The 18,652-nt window shown below is 39.7% G+C and carries 14 protein-coding genes; 4 read left to right on the top strand and 10 right to left on the bottom strand.

The features are described from left to right. Position 1: 1 nt before the first annotated feature. The 4 genes from AB657_RS11265 to AB657_RS11250 are packed head-to-tail and all read right to left on the bottom strand — an operon-like array spanning position 2 to position 4,660. The gene (locus tag AB657_RS11265) at positions 2-1,228 is read right to left on the bottom strand and encodes a beta-ketoacyl-[acyl-carrier-protein] synthase family protein (RefSeq protein ID WP_047246573.1); all 1,227 of its coding nucleotides are present in this window, start codon (positions 1,226-1,228) and stop codon (positions 2-4) included. A gap of 11 nt (positions 1,229-1,239) precedes the next feature. Beyond that, complete coding sequence (gene fabG / locus AB657_RS11260) at positions 1,240-1,986, bottom strand: 3-oxoacyl-ACP reductase FabG (protein ID WP_047247953.1); 747 nt, start codon at positions 1,984-1,986, stop codon at positions 1,240-1,242. Positions 1,987-2,006: 20 nt separating this feature from the next. Beyond that, positions 2,007-3,128, bottom strand: a complete 1,122-nt coding sequence (locus AB657_RS11255) for a WG repeat-containing protein (protein WP_047246572.1) — start codon at positions 3,126-3,128, stop codon at positions 2,007-2,009. Beyond that, a complete protein-coding gene (locus AB657_RS11250) occupies positions 3,125-4,660 on the bottom strand; it encodes an HAL/PAL/TAL family ammonia-lyase (RefSeq protein ID WP_047246571.1) in 1,536 nt (511 codons plus the stop codon). Before AB657_RS11250 ends, AB657_RS11255 begins: the two co-directional genes overlap by 4 nt. Before the next feature lie 117 nt (positions 4,661-4,777). On the opposite strand from AB657_RS11250, the gene AB657_RS11245 reads away from it, so the two are divergent. Further along, a complete protein-coding gene (locus AB657_RS11245) occupies positions 4,778-6,025 on the top strand; it encodes an NAD(P)/FAD-dependent oxidoreductase (protein WP_047246570.1) in 1,248 nt (415 codons plus the stop codon). Between the two features lie 36 nt (positions 6,026-6,061). Here the strand turns inward: AB657_RS11245 and AB657_RS11240 are convergent, their stop codons facing one another. Beyond that, positions 6,062-6,664: a hypothetical protein gene (locus tag AB657_RS11240; protein ID WP_047247952.1), complete on the bottom strand. Its 603-nt coding sequence runs from the start codon at positions 6,662-6,664 to the stop codon at positions 6,062-6,064. Between the two features lie 448 nt (positions 6,665-7,112). On the opposite strand from AB657_RS11240, the gene AB657_RS11235 reads away from it, so the two are divergent. Then, on the top strand, positions 7,113-8,771 hold the full coding sequence (locus tag AB657_RS11235) for a solute:sodium symporter family transporter (protein WP_047246569.1): 1,659 nt from the start codon (positions 7,113-7,115) through the stop codon (positions 8,769-8,771). A gap of 9 nt (positions 8,772-8,780) precedes the next feature. On the opposite strand, the gene AB657_RS11230 is transcribed toward AB657_RS11235, so the two are convergent. The 5 genes from AB657_RS11230 to AB657_RS11210 form a co-directional block, all read right to left on the bottom strand. Then, complete coding sequence (locus tag AB657_RS11230) at positions 8,781-9,614, bottom strand: phosphatase PAP2 family protein (RefSeq protein WP_232304873.1); 834 nt, start codon at positions 9,612-9,614, stop codon at positions 8,781-8,783. A gap of 158 nt (positions 9,615-9,772) precedes the next feature. Next, entirely contained in the window at positions 9,773-11,914 is a 2,142-nt protein-coding gene (locus AB657_RS11225; protein WP_047246567.1) for a Tex family protein, read from the bottom strand. Between the two features lie 25 nt (positions 11,915-11,939). Next, the gene (metG, locus tag AB657_RS11220) at positions 11,940-14,009 is read right to left on the bottom strand and encodes a methionine--tRNA ligase (RefSeq protein ID WP_047246566.1); all 2,070 of its coding nucleotides are present in this window, start codon (positions 14,007-14,009) and stop codon (positions 11,940-11,942) included. A 131-nt stretch (positions 14,010-14,140) separates the two neighbouring features. After that, on the bottom strand, positions 14,141-15,850 hold the full coding sequence (locus tag AB657_RS11215) for a DUF1501 domain-containing protein (protein ID WP_047246565.1): 1,710 nt from the start codon (positions 15,848-15,850) through the stop codon (positions 14,141-14,143). A 14-nt stretch (positions 15,851-15,864) separates the two neighbouring features. Further along, positions 15,865-17,358: a DUF1800 domain-containing protein gene (locus tag AB657_RS11210; protein WP_047246564.1), complete on the bottom strand. Its 1,494-nt coding sequence runs from the start codon at positions 17,356-17,358 to the stop codon at positions 15,865-15,867. A 186-nt stretch (positions 17,359-17,544) separates the two neighbouring features. On the opposite strand from AB657_RS11210, the gene AB657_RS11205 reads away from it, so the two are divergent. Continuing rightward, entirely contained in the window at positions 17,545-17,904 is a 360-nt protein-coding gene (locus AB657_RS11205; protein ID WP_047246563.1) for a YraN family protein, read from the top strand. 87 nt (positions 17,905-17,991) lie between these two features. After that, positions 17,992-18,651, top strand: coding sequence for an aspartate kinase (locus tag AB657_RS11200; RefSeq protein ID WP_047246562.1), 660 nt, complete (start codon positions 17,992-17,994; stop codon positions 18,649-18,651). Position 18,652: the final 1 nt, after the last annotated feature.

Raw genomic sequence — 18,652 nt, 5'->3', positions numbered from 1 at the left:
ATTATTGGTCAACACTTTTTACGATCAAAGCGGAATTTGTTCCGCCAAATCCAAATGAATTGGACAAAAATACGTCAATTTTTTTATCTATCGTTTTACGGGCAATGTTTAGTTTGGCAGAATCTTCGTCTGGATTTTCCAAGTTAATATTCGGAGCTATAAAACTGTTTTGCATCATTAACATTGAATAGACCACTTCGCTGGCCCCTGCCATCCAGCACTCGTGGCCTGTCATTGATTTTGTAGAACTTACAAATGGTTTATTCTCTCCGAAAACTTCATGAATGGCCTTTGCTTCATTGGCATCGCCAACGGTCGTAGAGGTTGCATGGGCGTTCACATAATCTACATCAGAGGTTTTAAGGGTAGCGTCCGCTAGTGCTTTTTTCATGGCTCTTGCTGGACCGTCAACATTAGGTGTAGAAATATGGTCGCCGTTGGAAGAGAAGCCATACCCAACTACTTCTGCCAAGATGGGTGCCCCGCGTTTTACCGCAGATTCATAACTTTCTAAGATGACGGTGGCCGCGCCGCCACTGGGTATTAGTCCGTTTCGGTCCTTGTCAAAAGGCCTAGATGCCTTAGTGGGTTCGTCGGGTCTAATGGCGAATACGCCCAAACCGTCAAAACTGGCCATGGATATATGATTGGTTTCTTGCGCGCCACCTGTAATAATACAGTCCTGTAGGCCACTTTTTATTAGTTGGTAGGCTAGCCCTATTGAATGTGATCCACTGGCGCATGCGGCACTTAAGGTGAGGTTAATGCCCTTTAGTTTAAAAATGGTTGAAAGGTTCATGGTCACCGTAGAGTTCATGCCCTTGAAAATGGCTCCTGAGCCCACCAGTGTTGTGTCTTTTTTTTCTTTGATGGTATCTATGGATTCTACAACGGATAGGGCCGTACTATCGTTACCGTAGATAATGCCCACTTCGTTTTTATCAAAAAAAGCCTGGTCTATTCGGGCATTTTGCATTGCTTCGAGAGATGCTACATAAGCATATCTGCTTTCCTCTCCCATGCTTATACGTTGTCTGCGGGAAAGTAATTTTTTGAGGTCAGGGTCTTGAACAATACCCGTTAATGGAGATCTATAGCCGAATTCGGTACGAACTGGGTCAATGGATATTCCGGACTTTCCTTCATAAAGAGATTTTTTTACTTCGTCTAGATTCTTGCCTATACAAGAATAGATGCCCATGCCGGTAATTACTACTCGCTTCATCATCCTCTTCTTTTCTATGAATAAATACCTCCGTTAATATTTATTACCTCTCCTGTAATATAAGACGCCTTTTTAGAGGCTAAAAATGAGACTACCGCGGCCACCTCTTCTGGTTTGCCAAACCTGTTTGCGGGTATCATTTTTTTAAGTTCCGACTCGTCTAATTCTTCGGTCATGTCGGTTTCTATAAACCCCGGTGCCACTGCGTTTACGGTTACATTTCTTTTGGCTACTTCTTGCGCCAAGGCTTTGGTGGCACCGATTACGGCGCTTTTCGCTGCAGAATAGTTGGTCTGTCCCGGAGTGCCTTTTAATCCGGATACGGAAACTATGTTAATTATTCTTCCGTATTTATTAACCAATAATTTTTGTATCAAGGCATTGGTTACATGGTAGAAGCCGTTAAGGCTGGTGTTGATGACAGAAGACCAATCTTCTGGGCTCATCCACATAAAAAGACCATCTTTTTTTATTCCCGCATTGTTTACCAACACTTCGATGACCGCATTTTCGTTTTCTTTATGCCAATTGTCTAGGCTGTATTTGACACTTTCGTTATCGGTAACGTTGAATTGCAGTATTTCTCCAGATCCGCCCGCCGCTTCCACTAAGGAAAGTGTTTCTTCGGCGGCTGTCTTATTAGTGTTGTAATTTATCAGTAATTTATAATCGAGGTCTTTGGCCAATTGTATGCAAACAGCTCTTCCAATTCCTCTAGATCCGCCTGTTACCAGTGCGTACTTGGTCTTTTCCTTTCCCATGTAATTTTTTAAGTTCCTTTTTAATTCTTTACGAACGGTTCCGCATTTTGAAACCATTTGTTACCTAAAAGCTCTCCTTTTGTATTAAAGAAGCCCCATCCTTTTTTGGATTTTAATCTGGCATAGTCGCCTAAAAAACCTTTGTCGTTATTACCTGCTAAAAATGCCAATCCTGCCGTAATACTGTAATCTGTCGGAATTATCATGTTACCCGAAGTATCAATAAATCCCCAATTTTTTTCTTTTACCGGGGCAAATCCATTCGCAGAAAATACCTCTGCATCCTTATATTGAAAATCTATGACCGTTTTACCTTCTGTATCTATATATCCCCATTCTTTGTCTTTGGCAACGGGTGCCAGTCCATTTGAGAATGCCCTGGCTTTGCTATATGTAGGTGGTATAACCCATTCTCCCTTTGAGTTGACGAAACCCGTTTTTTTATCTTTTCTGGCATAAGTGAGACCAGAATCGCCATGGAAGTTCCATACTTTGTCGGCTCCATCGATGATGTTGAAAGATCCATTGTGTATAATGCCAAAATCATTTCCTTTTTTACCGTACACACCAGAGGCGTTATAGGTGTTTCCAATCTCTTCATATTCAAAGGGGATGATTATTTCTCCTTTATTGTTGATCATGCCCCATAGCTCTCCTTTTCTGGCTTTGGCGTAGCCATCCCTAAATTTTTTTATCTCATCATAGGTGGGTTCTAGAATGGTCTTGCCATCGGTACCCATAAGGCCTATTTTGTCGTTTTGTCGAATTAGGGCCACACCCTCCTCAAAATCGTAATATTTGTCCGCTGCAGGGGTGTTCAGTTCTTTCCCGTTCTTGTCTATGTATTTCCATTGATCATCTTTAAGAACCAATGCATAGCCCGAATTGTAGTATTTTACCTTATCGTACGTGGGTTCAATGACCCATTCCCCTTTTGTGTTGATAAAACCCCAGGCTTTATCTTTCTCTGCTGCGGCCAAACCTTCAGAGAAGCTTTTGGCTACCTTGTATTGGGGCTTTATAACATATTCCCCGGACTTGTTGATGTATCCGAACAGACCGTCTTCACGTACCAAGGCCAATTCTTGGGCAAAGGACATTGTGACGCATAATACCAGTAATAACGAGAAAGCTTTTTTCATGACTTTTTATTTTGATGGTTTATAATATAGTTCTTTACTTCATTTACATAAGGGTACATTACCTTATCTTTTTTGAATGGGGGAACTATTTTACGAACAGCATCGTACATTTTTTTGGTTTTCGAGGAAACTTTGTCCTTTACTTCCAAGTATTCTATCGCCTGTACAATAGTTATCATTTCTATGGCAACTATCTCGAACGCGTTTTCAATTACTTTTTTTGTAATTAGGGCCGCATTGGTACCCATACTTACAATGTCTTGATTGTCATTGTTGTTTGGTATGCTATGCACGTACATGGGGTTGGACAGCATTTGGTTTTCTGCTGCTGTCGATGTAGCCGTGAACTGTACACCTTGCATTCCGAAATTTAATCCTAATGTACCTAAATTAACGAAAGGAGGCAAGATATCGTTTAACTTAGAGTTAAGAAGGTAATTAAGTTGCCTTTCGGCCAACATACTCATTTTTGTAACGACTATTTTAAGTTTGTCCATTTCCAATGAGACGTAATCGCCATGAAAATTACCGCCATGGTATACATTTTGTTTTTCGATATTTACGATAGGGTTGTCGTTGGCAGAATTTACTTCCTCTATCAAAATTCGTTCAACCTCGTTCAAGGTGTCCAACACGGGCCCTAAAATTTGAGGTACACAACGAATAGAGTAGTATTCTTGTACTTTTTCTTCGAATACGGCAACATCATTGTTGGCATTGTATAAATGATGTTCTCTTTTTCTGGTTAAAGTACTATCCTCTAAATGGCTGCGCATTGATCGTGCGATCTCTCGTTGGCCTTTGTGTCTTTTGGTTTGGTTGAGTTCAAAAGAGAGGTGGTCGTCATAGGCCTGCATAATTTCATTGATGGCAGAAGAGCAGGCAATGGCCCATTCTAACAATCTACGGGTATAGATGATGTTTACGATACCTATACCGGTCATTACCGAAGTACCGTTTATTAGCCCCAGCCCTTCTCGCAATTCTACTTTTATAGGTTGTATGCCTTCTATTTTAAATACTTCTGATGTAGGTCTTCTTTCTCCTTTGTAGAAAACTTCGCCTTCACCGATAAGTACAAGCGCCAAGTGCGCCAATTGGACCAGGTCTCCGCTAGCCCCAACACCTCCATGTTCATAAATTAAAGGGGTGATGTCTTTGTTCAGCAATTCTGCCATTACCTTGATGACCGATACATGAACTCCAGAATTGCCCAAGCTTAAAGTGTTTAACCTTGCCAGCATGGCCGCCTTTACATATTTGGGTGGAATGGGGTTTCCCGTTCCGGAGGCATGGCTGCGGATAAGGTTGTACTGTAGCTCCAATGTTTCGGAGTCTTTTATCTTGTATTGGGCCATAGGGCCAAATCCGGTATTTACACCGTAAATGACTTTATTTTTTGAAAATTCTTTTAAGAAGTTATGGCTTTCTTCTACCGTGCTTAGAAGTTTGTCCGAAAGTTGAATGTCTTTTTTGTCAAATATGACATCGTAAAATTCCTTAATTCCTAAGCTTCCTGTAATTTCTGGCATGTATGGTTGATTCTGTAAGGTTTATATAATACCTTAGTCTTGATAAAAAAAGATTTTTGTTGCGCAAATTTAAAATAATTAGCGAATTAGGGTACTTATTGTCAGGGAAATAATCCAATGGAGAAAAAAGAAAAAGTAGATGTGTTGATTATAGGAGCCGGACCTTCTGGTTCGGTAGCGGCTTCTTATCTGTTTAATGAGGGCTTTTCGGTTAAAGTAGTCGAGAAGAACAAGTTTCCTAGATTTGTTATCGGTGAAAGCCTTATTCCCAGGTGTATGGATCATTTTGAGGCTGTAGGGCTATTGGATTGCCTAAAGGAAAAAGGTTTTGAAATTAAGACTGGAGCCCGATTCTTACAGGGAGCCAAAGCCTGTGAATTTGATTTTAGCAAAAAACATACCGATGGTTGGAGCTGGACTTGGCAGGTGCCGCGTGCCGATTTTGATAAAACCTTGACAGACGAACTAACAAATAGGGGTGTTGATATCGATTTTGAAAAAGAGGTTACTGAGGTCGATTTTGTTGACGGTAGTTCCATTACCACTATTCTGGACAAAGAGGGGAACACATCAAAAATCGAAGCTAGGTTTATAATAGATTCCAGTGGTTTTGGTAGGGTATTGCCCAGATTGTTAGATCTGGACAAACCTTCGGAAATACCCAAGCACTCTTCTATATTTACCCATGTAAAGGATGTAAATAGACCGGAAGGTTGGGAGGGACATAGAATTACCTTTGATATCGTAAGTAAGGAAACTTGGCTTTGGGTGATTCCTTTTTCTAACGGTTATACCAGCATTGGGTACGTAGGGCCAACCGAATATTTGGCATCTTTTAAAGGTACCAATACAGAGAAACTTCAAGAAATGATGAAGCTGTCCGACCATTATTATGAAAGGTTTAAAGACTTACCTTACGAGTTTGAGCCTAGGGTGGTAAAGAATATAGCCAAATCTGTTAAACAGTTATATGGGGATGGATATGTACTTACGGGTAACAGTGCCGAGTTTTTAGATCCGGTATTTTCGTCAGGGGTGGCTTTTGCCACGGAATCTGCACATTTGTCGGCAAAACTGATAGCAAAAGAACTAAGAGGGCAATCGGTTGATTGGGAAACCGAATATTCGGAGTATATATTAGAAGGGGTGCGTGTTTTTTCTACCTATGTGAAAGAATGGTATACGGGGAATTTGCAGAAAATTTTCTTTGCCGATTCTGAAAATCCTGTTATCAAGTCACAGATATGTGCAGTGCTTGCAGGTTATGTGTGGGACAAAACGAATCCGTTCGTTAAAAACCATCACAGGTTGGTGAAAACAGTGGCGCATATAACCGATATGGAAAAAGAAAACGCCAACAGTTAACTGTTGGCGTTCAGGTAATTCAATTATTTTCGGTCTTTATTTTAAAACCTTTTTCTTAATTACACTGGCAATGTTCTTGGCCAGTTTGGCATAGCATTCGGCAATTCTGTCGCCAGAATTGTAATCATATCCCATTGAACCATAGCCTTGTACATCTTTATATTTACCTTCGAAAAGTATGTTTGATGGGTCGTTCGTCTTATAAATAGTGAACGTAGCGTCGATTTCGGCATTGTGTCTTACAATACCAACATTATATCCAGGGTAAATTTTTGAAGTATGTATTTTCATGGTGTAATCGGCGGCATCTTCGGTGACCGAAACAACCCCGTCATCAAACCTTTTGTTGAACGATTCAATGAATTTAGGATGGTAACGATTGGGACGATCACTAAACCAATCATTTTTAAAACGCTCGCCATCTCCAGCTTTTTTCTCTTCCCTTTTGTCCATTTTATCTTTCAAGAACGCTTCTTCATTGTCAAATTTCGGAATTTGTACATCGGTATAGTCAAATACCAAACTATAGGTGTCTATCCCTTTTAAATTTTTATAATCACCTTCCTGTATTTTTAATTTTTGGGCAGATGCGCTTACGATGACCAACATGGCAAAGAATGATAGCAATTGTTTTTTCATGATTTTGTGTTTAATTATGTATTTGATTTTTATGTATACAGGATATAGGCTTGTTTTTTTGTTCAGCAATCCCAAGACTGAACGTATTTAAATGGTTTTTATTCTAAATGTTCTATTTGGGCATCTATTGCGGCAAAAATCATTTGCCTAAATTTCCATGTGGTATCGATATCGATATTGACTTTTAAATAAAAGCAAAGTGGGCAGAACTTAAGGTAAAATAATAAATGCCTCATTTAAAAGTAGTTTTGTATAAATGTAACAAAAGTTTTTTTTATTTAATCTGTAATATGTGAACAGTAATTCTGTATGTATTATATTAGAGGCCGTCATTTTATATTGTTTTCATAATTTTTTGTTCTACGTCGAATATTTAGGCGTGCTGTTTGTTATATGGGCGATATAAATATTATTGTGATTTCAATTAACCAAGAATATAATTTCTAATATGGATTTTCTCTCAATATTTTCTTTTTTGGGCTTTACTTTACTAGTGGCTGTCATTGCATGGTATGCAACACGTTCTACCAATGAGAAATCATCTGATGGATATTTTTTAGGGGGTAGGAGTCTAACAGCGGGTGTAATCGCAGGTTCTTTGTTGTTGACCAACCTTTCTACCGAGCAGATTGTAGGATTAAACGGTAGTGCATATAAAGACGGACTATCTGTTATGGCTTGGGAGACCTTGGCCGCTATGGCTATGGTGGTCACCGCAATTTTTCTATTACCCAGGTATTTAAAAGGAGGATTAACAACAGTGCCCCAATTTTTGGCGGATAGGTTTGATGTATCTACAAAAACAATAACCTCCGGATTGTTCTTAACAGGGTATGTAGTAGTATTGCTTCCGGTAATATTATACTCTGGTTCTGTGGCTATCAGTGGAATGTTCGATGTGCCGGGTATGTTCGGAATATCAGAATCTTCCGCCCTTATCTATTGTATATGGGGTATTGGGGTTATAGGTTCTATTTATGCTGTCTTTGGAGGTTTAAAGGCGGTAGCCGTATCGGATAGTATTAATGCTGTAGGTTTGATAATAGGAGGTATTCTGATTCCTATTTTTGGTCTTATGGCTATTGGCGACGGTAGTGTTACCCATGGTTTGGATGTTTTGATGAGCGCCAATCCCGAAAGGTTTGATTCTACAGGGGAGAAAGGGCAAGAAGTACCGTTTGTAACCATTTTTACAGGAATGATGTTGGTTCAACTTTTTTACTGGGGAACCAACCAACAGATCATACAAAGGGCTCTAGGAGCCAAAAACTTGGCAGAGGGGCAGAAAGGATTGTTGTTGGCCGCCTTTTTAAAGATTTTAGGACCTATTATTCTAGTATTGCCGGGTATGATAGCCTATTACTATTTTGATGGTGGGTTGTCATCGAGTGATTTGGCATATCCAGAATTGGTACGTGCCGTTCTACCAAAAACCTTGGTCGGGTTTTTTGCGGCTGTTTTGTTCGGTGCAATATTGAGTTCTTTTAATAGTGTTCTAAACAGCTCTGTAACCCTTTTTGGTATAGATATCTATAAACAACATATAAATAAAGATGCCTCTGAGGTAACCGTGGTAAAATACGGTAAAATATTTGGTATATGTTTGGCCTTGGCGGCAATGTTCATAGCTCCTTTGATTGCGAATGCGGGAAGCCTTTTTAATTACCTGCAAGAAATTAACGGTATTTACAGTATCCCTATTTTTACAATTATCGTCATTGGTTATTTAACAAAAAGAGTACCTGCCATAGCAGCTAAAATTGGAATTTTTTCAGGTTCTGCCCTGTATATTCTAAGTCAGTTCATAATGAAACCTCATTTCGTTGACAAAGCTTTGGAAGAAGCTAAAAATGCGGGTATTACCGATCCGGCCCAATTAAATTTGGTAGAGGCGGATGCGTATCCGCACTATTTACATGTTATGGCTATTTTATTTGTAATGAATTGCATCATAATGCTCGTGATTGGTAAGTTTTGTCCAAGAAAAGAAGCTTTTGAGTTAAAGTATACAGAGCAAGTCGATATTTCTCCTTACAAATATGTAAAAGAGGTAGGTATCGCCATTGTGCTTATTGTTGTGGGTATCTACATTTACTTTGCTAAGTAGATTTAGAGGTCAAAACTGAATTTGAAGACCTACCTGTCCAGGTCCGAAACTGAGGTTCCAAGCCAATTTTTTGTTGTGATCATTGTATTTTTCGTCGTATCTGCTGTCTAGATAGCGGTCTATGGATTCTACCGTAAAAATGCTTATGGCAACACCAAGTGCTACATCTGACAGCCAGTGCTTGCCTTCCCAAAGTCTTGATATGGCTGGTATGGAGCCCAAGGTATATATGCCTGTCTTTACCCAGACATTGCTAAATTGTTTGGCAATTGCATGTGCATTGGTCATTGCTAATATCGCATGGCCCGAAGGGAACGAATGATAATTTTTGTCTCCTGACCAAAATGGATTAAAAGTGTCTTTGCTCTTGCCGCTCAGGGGTCTTGCACGACCTACGGCAGATTTTAGTATTTGCTGCAATAATCCGGCAGATGAGGCAGAAGCGATCAATAAGACTCCCGTTCTTCTGAGTTTTTCGTTTTTAATGACAAGTCCTGTTACGTAGACACCTCCGGTTACCATATAATTGTATGTAGGGCTTCCATATTCAAATCCATAATCACGTATTACCTCGGGTACATCTTGTTTGATACCTACAAAATAGTCGCTTACCGGGGTATCTACAAGATAGATGATAGCTGTGCCCCCCATAGTGTAGCCAAGATTGCCCCAATCTTTACCCTGCCAGTGCAGGGGTCTGGTATAAGAATGTCCAATGCCTTTAAAAATACTTCCCATATCGTAAGTGAACATTTCCCAACGGGTATCAATACTGTCATTTATTACACTTTGACCTTGCGTATAAAATGAAATAAGAAGTAAGAAAATGATAAGATGTTTCAATGGTTTTATTTAAAAGGGTTCATTTGTGTAGGGTGTTTTAGTTATCTAAAAACTAAATGGGGGCAAGATTACATAATATATTTATTGTTTTATCCATAATCTTGTTTTTTAAAAATCTTAATGGTTTATAAGTTGAAGGGTTACATATTTCAGGAAAATTATTTGTGCAATTTTAACTGAATTCGTTTCCTAGAGATATCTACCGCCAATACTTTTACAATTACCTGTTGGTGTAGGCTTACGTGTGCGTTTACATCTTTTACAAACCCGTCGGAGAGATTGGATACGTGTATAAGTCCACTTTCCTTTATACCAATGTCCACAAAGCACCCAAAATTGGTAATGTTGTTTACAATGCCAGGTAACAATTGACCTTCCCTTAAATCGGTAATCGATTTTATGTTTTGGTCAAAAGAGAAAACTTTTGCTTTTTCCCTACGGTCCAATCCTGGTTTTTCCAATTCTGAAATAATATCCTCTAAGGTAGGTATGCCAATGGTGTCGGTACAATAACGGGTTAGTTCAATTTCTTTTAACAAGGCCTTGTTTCCTATAAGTTCAGGTACTTGTTTGTTTTTGTCCGAAGCCATTTTATTTACTATGGCATAACTTTCTGGGTGAACCGCAGAGTCGTCTAAGGGGTTTTTAGCATCTTTGATGCGTAGAAACCCGGCCCCCTGTTCAAAAGCTTTTCCTCCCAATCGGGGCACTTCTAAAATTTCTTTTCTGCTGGTATAAGCTCCAATTTCTTTTCTGTAAGATACAATGTTTTCTGCAAGTTTGGGGCCAATGCCAGAGACATAGCTTAATAAAGAAACGCTGGCAGTGTTGATATTTACCCCAACAGAGTTTACACAGCTTTCTACGACCATATCCAAAGATTTTTTTAGTTTGGTCTGGTCCACATCATGCTGATATTGCCCCACACCTATAGATTTGGGGTCTATTTTTACCAGCTCGGCCAATGGGTCTGCCAACCGTCTACCGATAGATACGGCTCCCCTAACGGTTACGTCGTAATTGGGGAATTCTTCTCGGGCGATTTTTGAGGCCGAGTAGATAGATGCACCTGCTTCACTGACCACAAAAACTTCTATGGGCTGCTTAAAGGATACTTTTTTTACTAACCTTTCCGTTTCCCTAGAGGCTGTTCCATTACCTATCGCAATGGCTTCTATCTTATAGGCATCGGCTAAAGAGCTTAATTTTTTGATGGCCCCCGATACATCGTTTTGCGGTGCGTGGGGATAAATGGTTTCGTTATGTGCCAAGTTGCCTTGAGCGTCTAAACACACTATTTTACAACCAGTTCTAAATCCGGGGTCAATGGCCAAAATACGTTTTTCTCCTAGGGGAGCCCCTAATAATAACTGCCTTAGATTTTTAGAGAAAACGGCAATGGCATCGTCATCGGCTTTTTCCTTGGCTTTCTTTAGCAGTTCATTTGACAAAGAGGGAAACAACAATCTTTTATATGCGTCGGCAATGGCTATTTTGATATGACTGGCACATTCATTGTTCGTTTTGATAATTCTACGTTCAATGCGATCTAACAGTCTTTCTTCGTCGAGTTCGATCTTTACTCTTATGAATTTTTCGGATTCGGCTCTTAAAATTGCCAATAAACGATGCGACGGACACCTGTTCAAAGGTTCGCTCCAATCAAAATAATCACGAAATTTCTGTGCTTTTTCATCTTCTTTTTTCGTGGAGATTACCTTGGTGGTTATCAAAGCAAAGCGTTCTAGTTGCGTACGTATTTGGTCGCGGATATCGGTTCTTTCATTGATCCACTCGGCAATAATATGCCTGGCGCCTTCCAAGGCATCGTCTTCATTTTCGATTTGGGGACCTAGATATTTGGAAGCAATAAACTCTATTTCATCCGAACGTTGGGCCATGATAATTTTCGCCAAGGGTTCTAAACCTTGTTTTCTGGCAATTTCGGCTTTTGTTTTTTTGCTTTTTTTGAATGGAAGATATAGGTCTTCCAATTTGGTCAGGTCATCGGCCGCTTCAAATTTAGACCTTAATTCGTTGGTTAATAGGCCTTGTTCCTCAACCGCTTTGAGAATAGCTTTCCTTCTTTTTTCAATAGCTTCGAACAGCTCTTTGTATTGTACGATTGCCCCGATCTGTACCTCGTCCAGGCCGCCTGTTTTTTCCTTTCTGTAACGGGCTATAAAAGGTACTGTACAATCTTGGTCTAAAAGTTCTATGGTGTTTTGTATGTTCTTTTCCGCAAGTTCGGTACGTTGTACAACATACTTGACCAAAGTGTTTTTTTTGGTAATCGTCATCTAAAAAAAATTAAAAGCTATTTGTTTAGCTTATCGTTGATCCATTGTTTACCCCGTCTTCATCAGGATTAACAAACACCAATTTGCCTTCTGGGTTTTCGGTCATTAAGATCATACCTTCACTTTCAACACCTCGTAAAGCCCTTGGGGCCAAATTTACAAGTACGGTAACTTTTTTTCCTACTATTTCTTCTGGCTTAAAGCTCTCTGCAATGCCCGAGACAATGGTTCTGGTATCTAGACCGGTGTCTACCTTCAGTACAAGCAATTTCTTGGCTTTCGCCATTTTTTCAGCCTCCACTATGGTGCCAACACGCATGTCCAGTTTTGAAAAATCATCGAAAGTAATGGTGTCTTTTTGTGGTGTAACCACCTTGTTTTCTTGCTCGTTCACTTTTTTTGTAGCTTCTAGTTTGTCTAATTGGGCCTGTATTTCAGAATCTTCAATTTTTCTGAACAATAGCTCGGCTTTGTTTATTTTATGGTCGGCGGGTAGTAATGGCCCTTCATTGGACACACTGTCCCATGTTAGGTCTTGGTCTGAAATTGCTAGAATGTTCTTTAGTTTTTTAGAGGTAAACGGTAAAAAAGGCTCACTTAAAATAGCAAGGCCCGTAGCAATTTGTAAAGCTACGTACATAATTGTTTTTACCCTTTCCTCATCTTGTTTTATAACTTTCCATGGTTCTTCGTCCGCCAAGTACTTGTTGCCAAGACGGGCCAGGTTCATTAATTCTTGTCCCGCTTCCCTAAAGCGATAGCGTTCCAAAGAACTAGAGATTATCTCCGGGAATTTAGTTAGTTCTTCCAAGGTTTCGCGATCCACATCGGAAAAAGTATTCGCAGCAGGTACGGATCCATCATAATACTTATTGGTGAGCACTACGACACGATTAATGAAATTACCGAAGATGGCTACCAATTCATTGTTATTTCTTGCCTGAAAATCTTTCCAAGTAAAATCGTTGTCCTTTGTTTCCGGTGCATTTGCCGTGAGGGTGTATCTTAATACATCTTGCATGTCTGGAAAATCTACAAGATATTCATGTAACCAAACCGCCCAGTTTTTGGAAGTGGACAGTTTGTTCCCTTCCAAATTCAAGAATTCGTTCGCAGGAACATTGTCCGGAAGTATATAATTGCCGTGCGCCTTTAATATGGAAGGGAAGATAATACAGTGAAAAACTATATTGTCTTTACCTATAAAGTGTACCAGTTTGGTCTCTTTGTCCTTCCAGTAAGGTTCCCAATCCTTGTTATTTTGCTCGGCCCATTCCTTAGTTGAGGAAATGTACCCGATTGGGGCATCGAACCAAACATATAAAACTTTGCCTTCCCCACCTTTTACGGGTACCGGTATGCCCCAATCTAGATCTCTGGTCACGGCCCTGGGTTCTAACCCACCGTCTATCCATGATTTGCATTGGCCGTAAACGTTGGGTTTCCAGTCGTCTTTATGTCCTTTTAATATCCATTCCCTTAAAAAATCTTCATACCTGTTCAGGGGTAAAAACCAATGGGTGGTTTCTTTGGTCGTAGGTACGGTACCTGTGATGGTAGATTTTGGGTTTATAAGGTCGGTAGCATTTAAAGACGAACCACAATTTTCACATTGGTCGCCATATGCTTCTTCGTTTCCACATTTGGGGCATGTGCCTACCACAAAACGGTCCGCTAAAAACTGCTTTGCTTCCTCATCATACAACTGTGCGGTGGTCTCCTCTATAAAATCACCTTGCTCATAAAGCTTTTTAAAGAAAGCGGAGGCTGTATCGTGATGAATTTGAGCCGATGTTCTGGAGTAATTGTCAAAAGCGATACCGAAGTCGGAAAAAGACTGTTTTATAATGCCATGGTATTTGTCTATGACATCTTTCGGGGAAATACCTTCTTTTTTGGCCTTCATTGATATGGCTACACCATGTTCGTCACTGCCACAAACAAAGACAACATCTTTACCTGTTAATCTCAAATAGCGCACATAAATATCTGCAGGCACATATACACCTGCCAAATGTCCAATATGTATAGGGCCATTGGTATAGGGCAGTGCTGCGGTAATCGTATATCTTTTGGGTGTTTTTATTGTGGACATCTAAATTTTTATTAGGGCACAAAAATAAAGATTTTTAAGGCGGGGCAATGCCTGTTTTTCAAAAAAGAGAAAACCTTCGGTGTACCAGTTAAGATACTGCCGAAGGTCAAGTTGCATAGTGGGGAAACAGATTAAGCCACCATTACCGACTTACTCATTTTCTGATTCTGTACACTTATTCTATAAATGTACTTGCCGGTAGATAGGTGCTTTGGTATGCGCTCTCGTATGTTGATCTCTGTGGAGCCCTCTAGCATCATTTCGTTAAAGACGGTGCCTATATGTTGTCCGAGAATGTTATAAAGTTGAATATCTACTTGTGCCGTAAAGGGCATTTCCAAATAAATATGTGGAGTGCTATCCGTAGGGTAAAAAGGTTTATGTACTATAGCGTTTAACAGATCGGGGTTAAACGGATCTGTGCTTTCTTCCCCTGGTTGTGTAGGTGGGGTTACCTCACCATCACTATATACAATATCGGGGAAATCGGTGCCACTACAATTAAAGCCTAGGTTGACCGGTGCATAGGGGTGGTTCAATAAATGTTGTTCCACCAACGGAATATCTACACACAGCCATTCTGCCAAAACGGTGGCGTACAGATCCCTAAAATCCATTGTGTATTCGAGGTTTCCTCGTCCGTCGGGGTTATCCAATGTTGGGTGGTCGCCAACAAAGGCGCTACCATTTAATCCTGACCCAAAGAATAGGGTAGGGGCCGCTTTACCGTGGTCGGTTCCGTTAGAACCATTTTCAAAGATTCTACGACCGAATTCAGAGAAGGTCATGCTTAAAACCTTGCTGTCTTGTTGTGTACAGGCCAAATCTTCATAAAAGTTGTTAATTGCAATAGAAAGGTTGGTCATTAATCTTTCATGTACCAAAGGTTGGTTGCCGTGAGTATCGAAGCCCGACATAGAAATCATATATACTTTGGTGCCTAAGTTGCCCTTTATTAATTTTGAGATAACGGATAACTGTCTGGCGAAAGAATTGTCTTGGTATTCAACACCACAACCTAGGGCTTCTCCTCTTTCATATGCTTCATGTATCATACCAGAGTATTCATAGGTAGTGTTTGCAACACCACGCAAAAATTTTAATTGGTCACCATACATACAATCGTTAAAAAGCGTATCGTCTAAACCGTAAACAACACCCGATTCCGCTATTTCCTCAAGTTGGTCGACATTAGAGGTCACAAAGGCATAGTTGGTTTCCTCCCCTTGAAAAACCAAACTACCAAATTGGCCTATTTGAATGGCCGCAGGTGCTGCTGGTGGGTTTACCAAATAATCTGGATAAATGTTTTCGAAGTGCCTTCCCATCCATCCGGTATTAAGGCCACTAAAACCGGTTGTGGTAAGGTCTGTATTGGCAAATATGTCGGATCCCGTAAAGTGGGAAAGGCTTTGCCCTTCATATCCTACCCCGTGTACCGCTTTAAATTGCCCATTTCCCCACATAGGTTCCAATGCACTCATGTAGGATGGAACGCCAAATTCGTCCGTAAGTTTTAATACCTTACTTTCTGGAATATAGATATTAGGCCTTGCGTTGGCATAACTGTCGTACTGTTCTATGGGGATAACGGTACTTAAGCCATCGTTGCCACCTGCAAGTCTAATTAGTATTAGAATGTTGTCCGTTTCGGCAGCCGCAATTCCGGCAGATAATGGAGAAGGGGCGGAAGCGGTAAGCATATTGGCACCTAACATCATAGAGCCTGATCCGGCTATTCCGAGTGCTTGTAAAAAAGAACGGCGACTCCAATACTGGTGTTCGTGATCATGACCATCGTGTTCTAGTCCTTTGTGGGGTGAATGAGGTTTATTGCACATAGTAGTAGGTGTTGTTATTTTAATTGAAATTCTGGTTGCCTTGCTAAATATTGAAGTAATAAGTATACTTGGTACGGCGCTTGGGGCCAAGTACTTAATGTCCAAGACTCTTGGTTGCCACCTTCGTAGTAAACGTCTTCTACATCGCTTCTAAAAATAGCGAAAGCTTTTTCGTATTCGGCTTCGTTAAGAAGGCCTTTAGGTAACACAAAATCTATAATTTGCCGAGCAATAACATCCGGGTTGGCACTGGTCATTCCAGAGGTTTCGGTAATTTCTAATCCAAAAGTTCTAAATTGCTCATTATCGTCCTGGTAAAAACTTTGTAATATGCTTTCTATGGTAAGCCATCTACCTATTAAAAAGTTTGTGTTTATCCAGGTTCTATCTCGTTGCCAGCCGTTAACGTCAAATGGGTTGAACAGTTTTTGACTCAACAATTCACTGTAATAGACCATTCCGCTTACAGTGGTATCGTCATATGCAAAACTGGTTTCCTTTAGGGTGTTAAAGTAAAAATCGAACGGACTTTTTATAATAACCCCTATAGCTTCATCGTCAAAAAAGTGTTCACTTTTAAAAAGCTGCCTTAGTACCGGTGCTATTTCAAAATCGTTGGAAACAAAGGTCGCTGCCATACCATCTATGATGGTTTGGGCATTGTTCATCTCATCTTGTGAGTCTGGATGTACAAAGAACTCGTAGAGTTTTCTGCAAATGAATTCGGCAACTTGGCTGCCTCTTTGTTCAAAAAGAATATCAATTACATCATCGTAGCCCCAGTTACCGGTCTGGCCTAAAATGGTTTTGGTGCCGTCATCATGTTTTGTAGGGTCAAAGGTCACTTGGGTACAGCCTTCTTCGCCACGTTCTACATAACCACTTAAGGCTTTGGCGGTTTCTACTATATCTTCTTCCGTATATCCGTTACCTTCACCTAGCGTAAAAAGTTCATACAATTCTCGGGCATAATTTTCATTTGGATTGTTACCATTGTTATAGGCACCATCCAAATAGTACAACATAGCACTGGTGAGGCCTACTTCCCTTACAAATGTTTTAAAATTGCCAATGGCATAAGTTTGTAGGCAGTTGATATAATGGTATAGAAATGAGTTACAATTGTATACTTCTATTTGGGTAACAAAGTGATTGCTCCAAAAAAAGCTTAAACGATCTCTTAGATTGTTGTTTAAAAGACTATTGGCATAGTCCAATGTAAACTGTGACCGCTGTTCGTTTATAAGTTGATTTCTAGCATCGACGTCAGCTGGGTAATCGGCATTGTTCCAGTCCGCCCACGTAGGGGCCGGTAATGGAGGCATGCTAATTGCTTGGTCTACAAGTGTGTCTACCAATGTTCCGGAATTTTGTCCTATCGCTTGTTTTATTGTTTGTACAGATGCACTAAATCCTAACCTTCTGTACAAATGCGAAGCTCTTAGCTGGTCTAAGGGAGCGTTATAGGGTGCAAGAGTAGAAGTATTACAATTAATGAAATATTCCATAGTCTTAGTAAGGCGTTAATAAATTACGTTCTATAGAGTTGGGGCTTCTATTTAACGATACGAAATTTTGGATAGTATATAAATCCGTATATTTTCGTTGACCGGCAGTCGAAATTAGCTTCTTAATTCAAAAAAACCGTCAAATAACATATTTTTTCGACGAAATACATGTTTTAACTTAATATTATGGGGAGACATAACGAGTTTGGGAAGGAAGGGGAAGAAATCGCAAAGAATTTCTTAGAAAAAAAAGGATACTCCATACGTTATAGAAATTATAGGTACTTACAGGCGGAAATAGATATAATAGCGCTTAAAGACAACGTGTTGGCTATTGTAGAGGTGCGTTCTAGAAGTTCTGAATTTATAGAGAACATTGCAGAGACCATTACCCCCAAAAAAATTAAGTTATTGGTGATGGCTGCCGATCATTATGTTACTTCCAAAGATTTGGATGTGGAAATACGATTTGATGTTATTACTATTTTAAAGAATAAAAGCGTCTTTAAAATAGAACATTTGGAGTCGGCTTTCTACCATTTTTAATACTCTAGTATATTTATAGGATAAATTTTAAAAACATTTTGTTTTATTTGTAACAAGTTGTTATATTTGCATAACAACTAAATGCTTATGAAAACAATATCGTCTGTTGTAGAACAATACATTAAGAAAAAGCCTTTTTTGCAAAGTGCTTTGGCTCAAGGTATTATAAATTTGACTTCGTTGTCTAGAATCGTAAAACCTGAGATCGAGTCCGAATTAGGAAAGGAAATTCGAAATGGCGCCATTGTAATGGCGTTAAAAAGACTATCGGACGATCTAGAGTTTAGGGCAACCCATAAGATTTTAAAGGTTCTAAAGAATATTGGTGAAATTACGGTGCGGTCATCGCTTACTGATTATACCTTTTTGGCCTCGGACCATATTTTGGTACAACAGGCCAAATTGTTAGAGGAGATAAATGACAATCAAGATGTTTTTTACACTTCGAGCAGAGGTGTAAATGAGATCAATATTGTTATTAGTAATATAATGGACAAAACCGTAGAACAGCTTTTTAAGAACGAGAAATGTACTCAAAAGGCTGAGGATCTATCCTCTATAACGGTAAAGCTCCCGGCAGAGAATGTTTCCGTACCGGGAATTTATTACTTTATTTTTCAGCGCTTGGCTTGGGAAGGTATTGTGCTTTACGAAGTTATTTCTACCACCAACGAGTTTACTATTCTAGTAAACGATGAGCAGGTAGATATCGCCTTTAAGACTATTAAAGACCTTAAATCTTTATAAA

The organism is Maribacter thermophilus (assembly GCF_001020565.1).
Classification (GTDB): domain Bacteria; phylum Bacteroidota; class Bacteroidia; order Flavobacteriales; family Flavobacteriaceae; genus Maribacter; species Maribacter thermophilus.
This window is presented reverse-complemented; position numbering and strand designations above follow the sequence as displayed.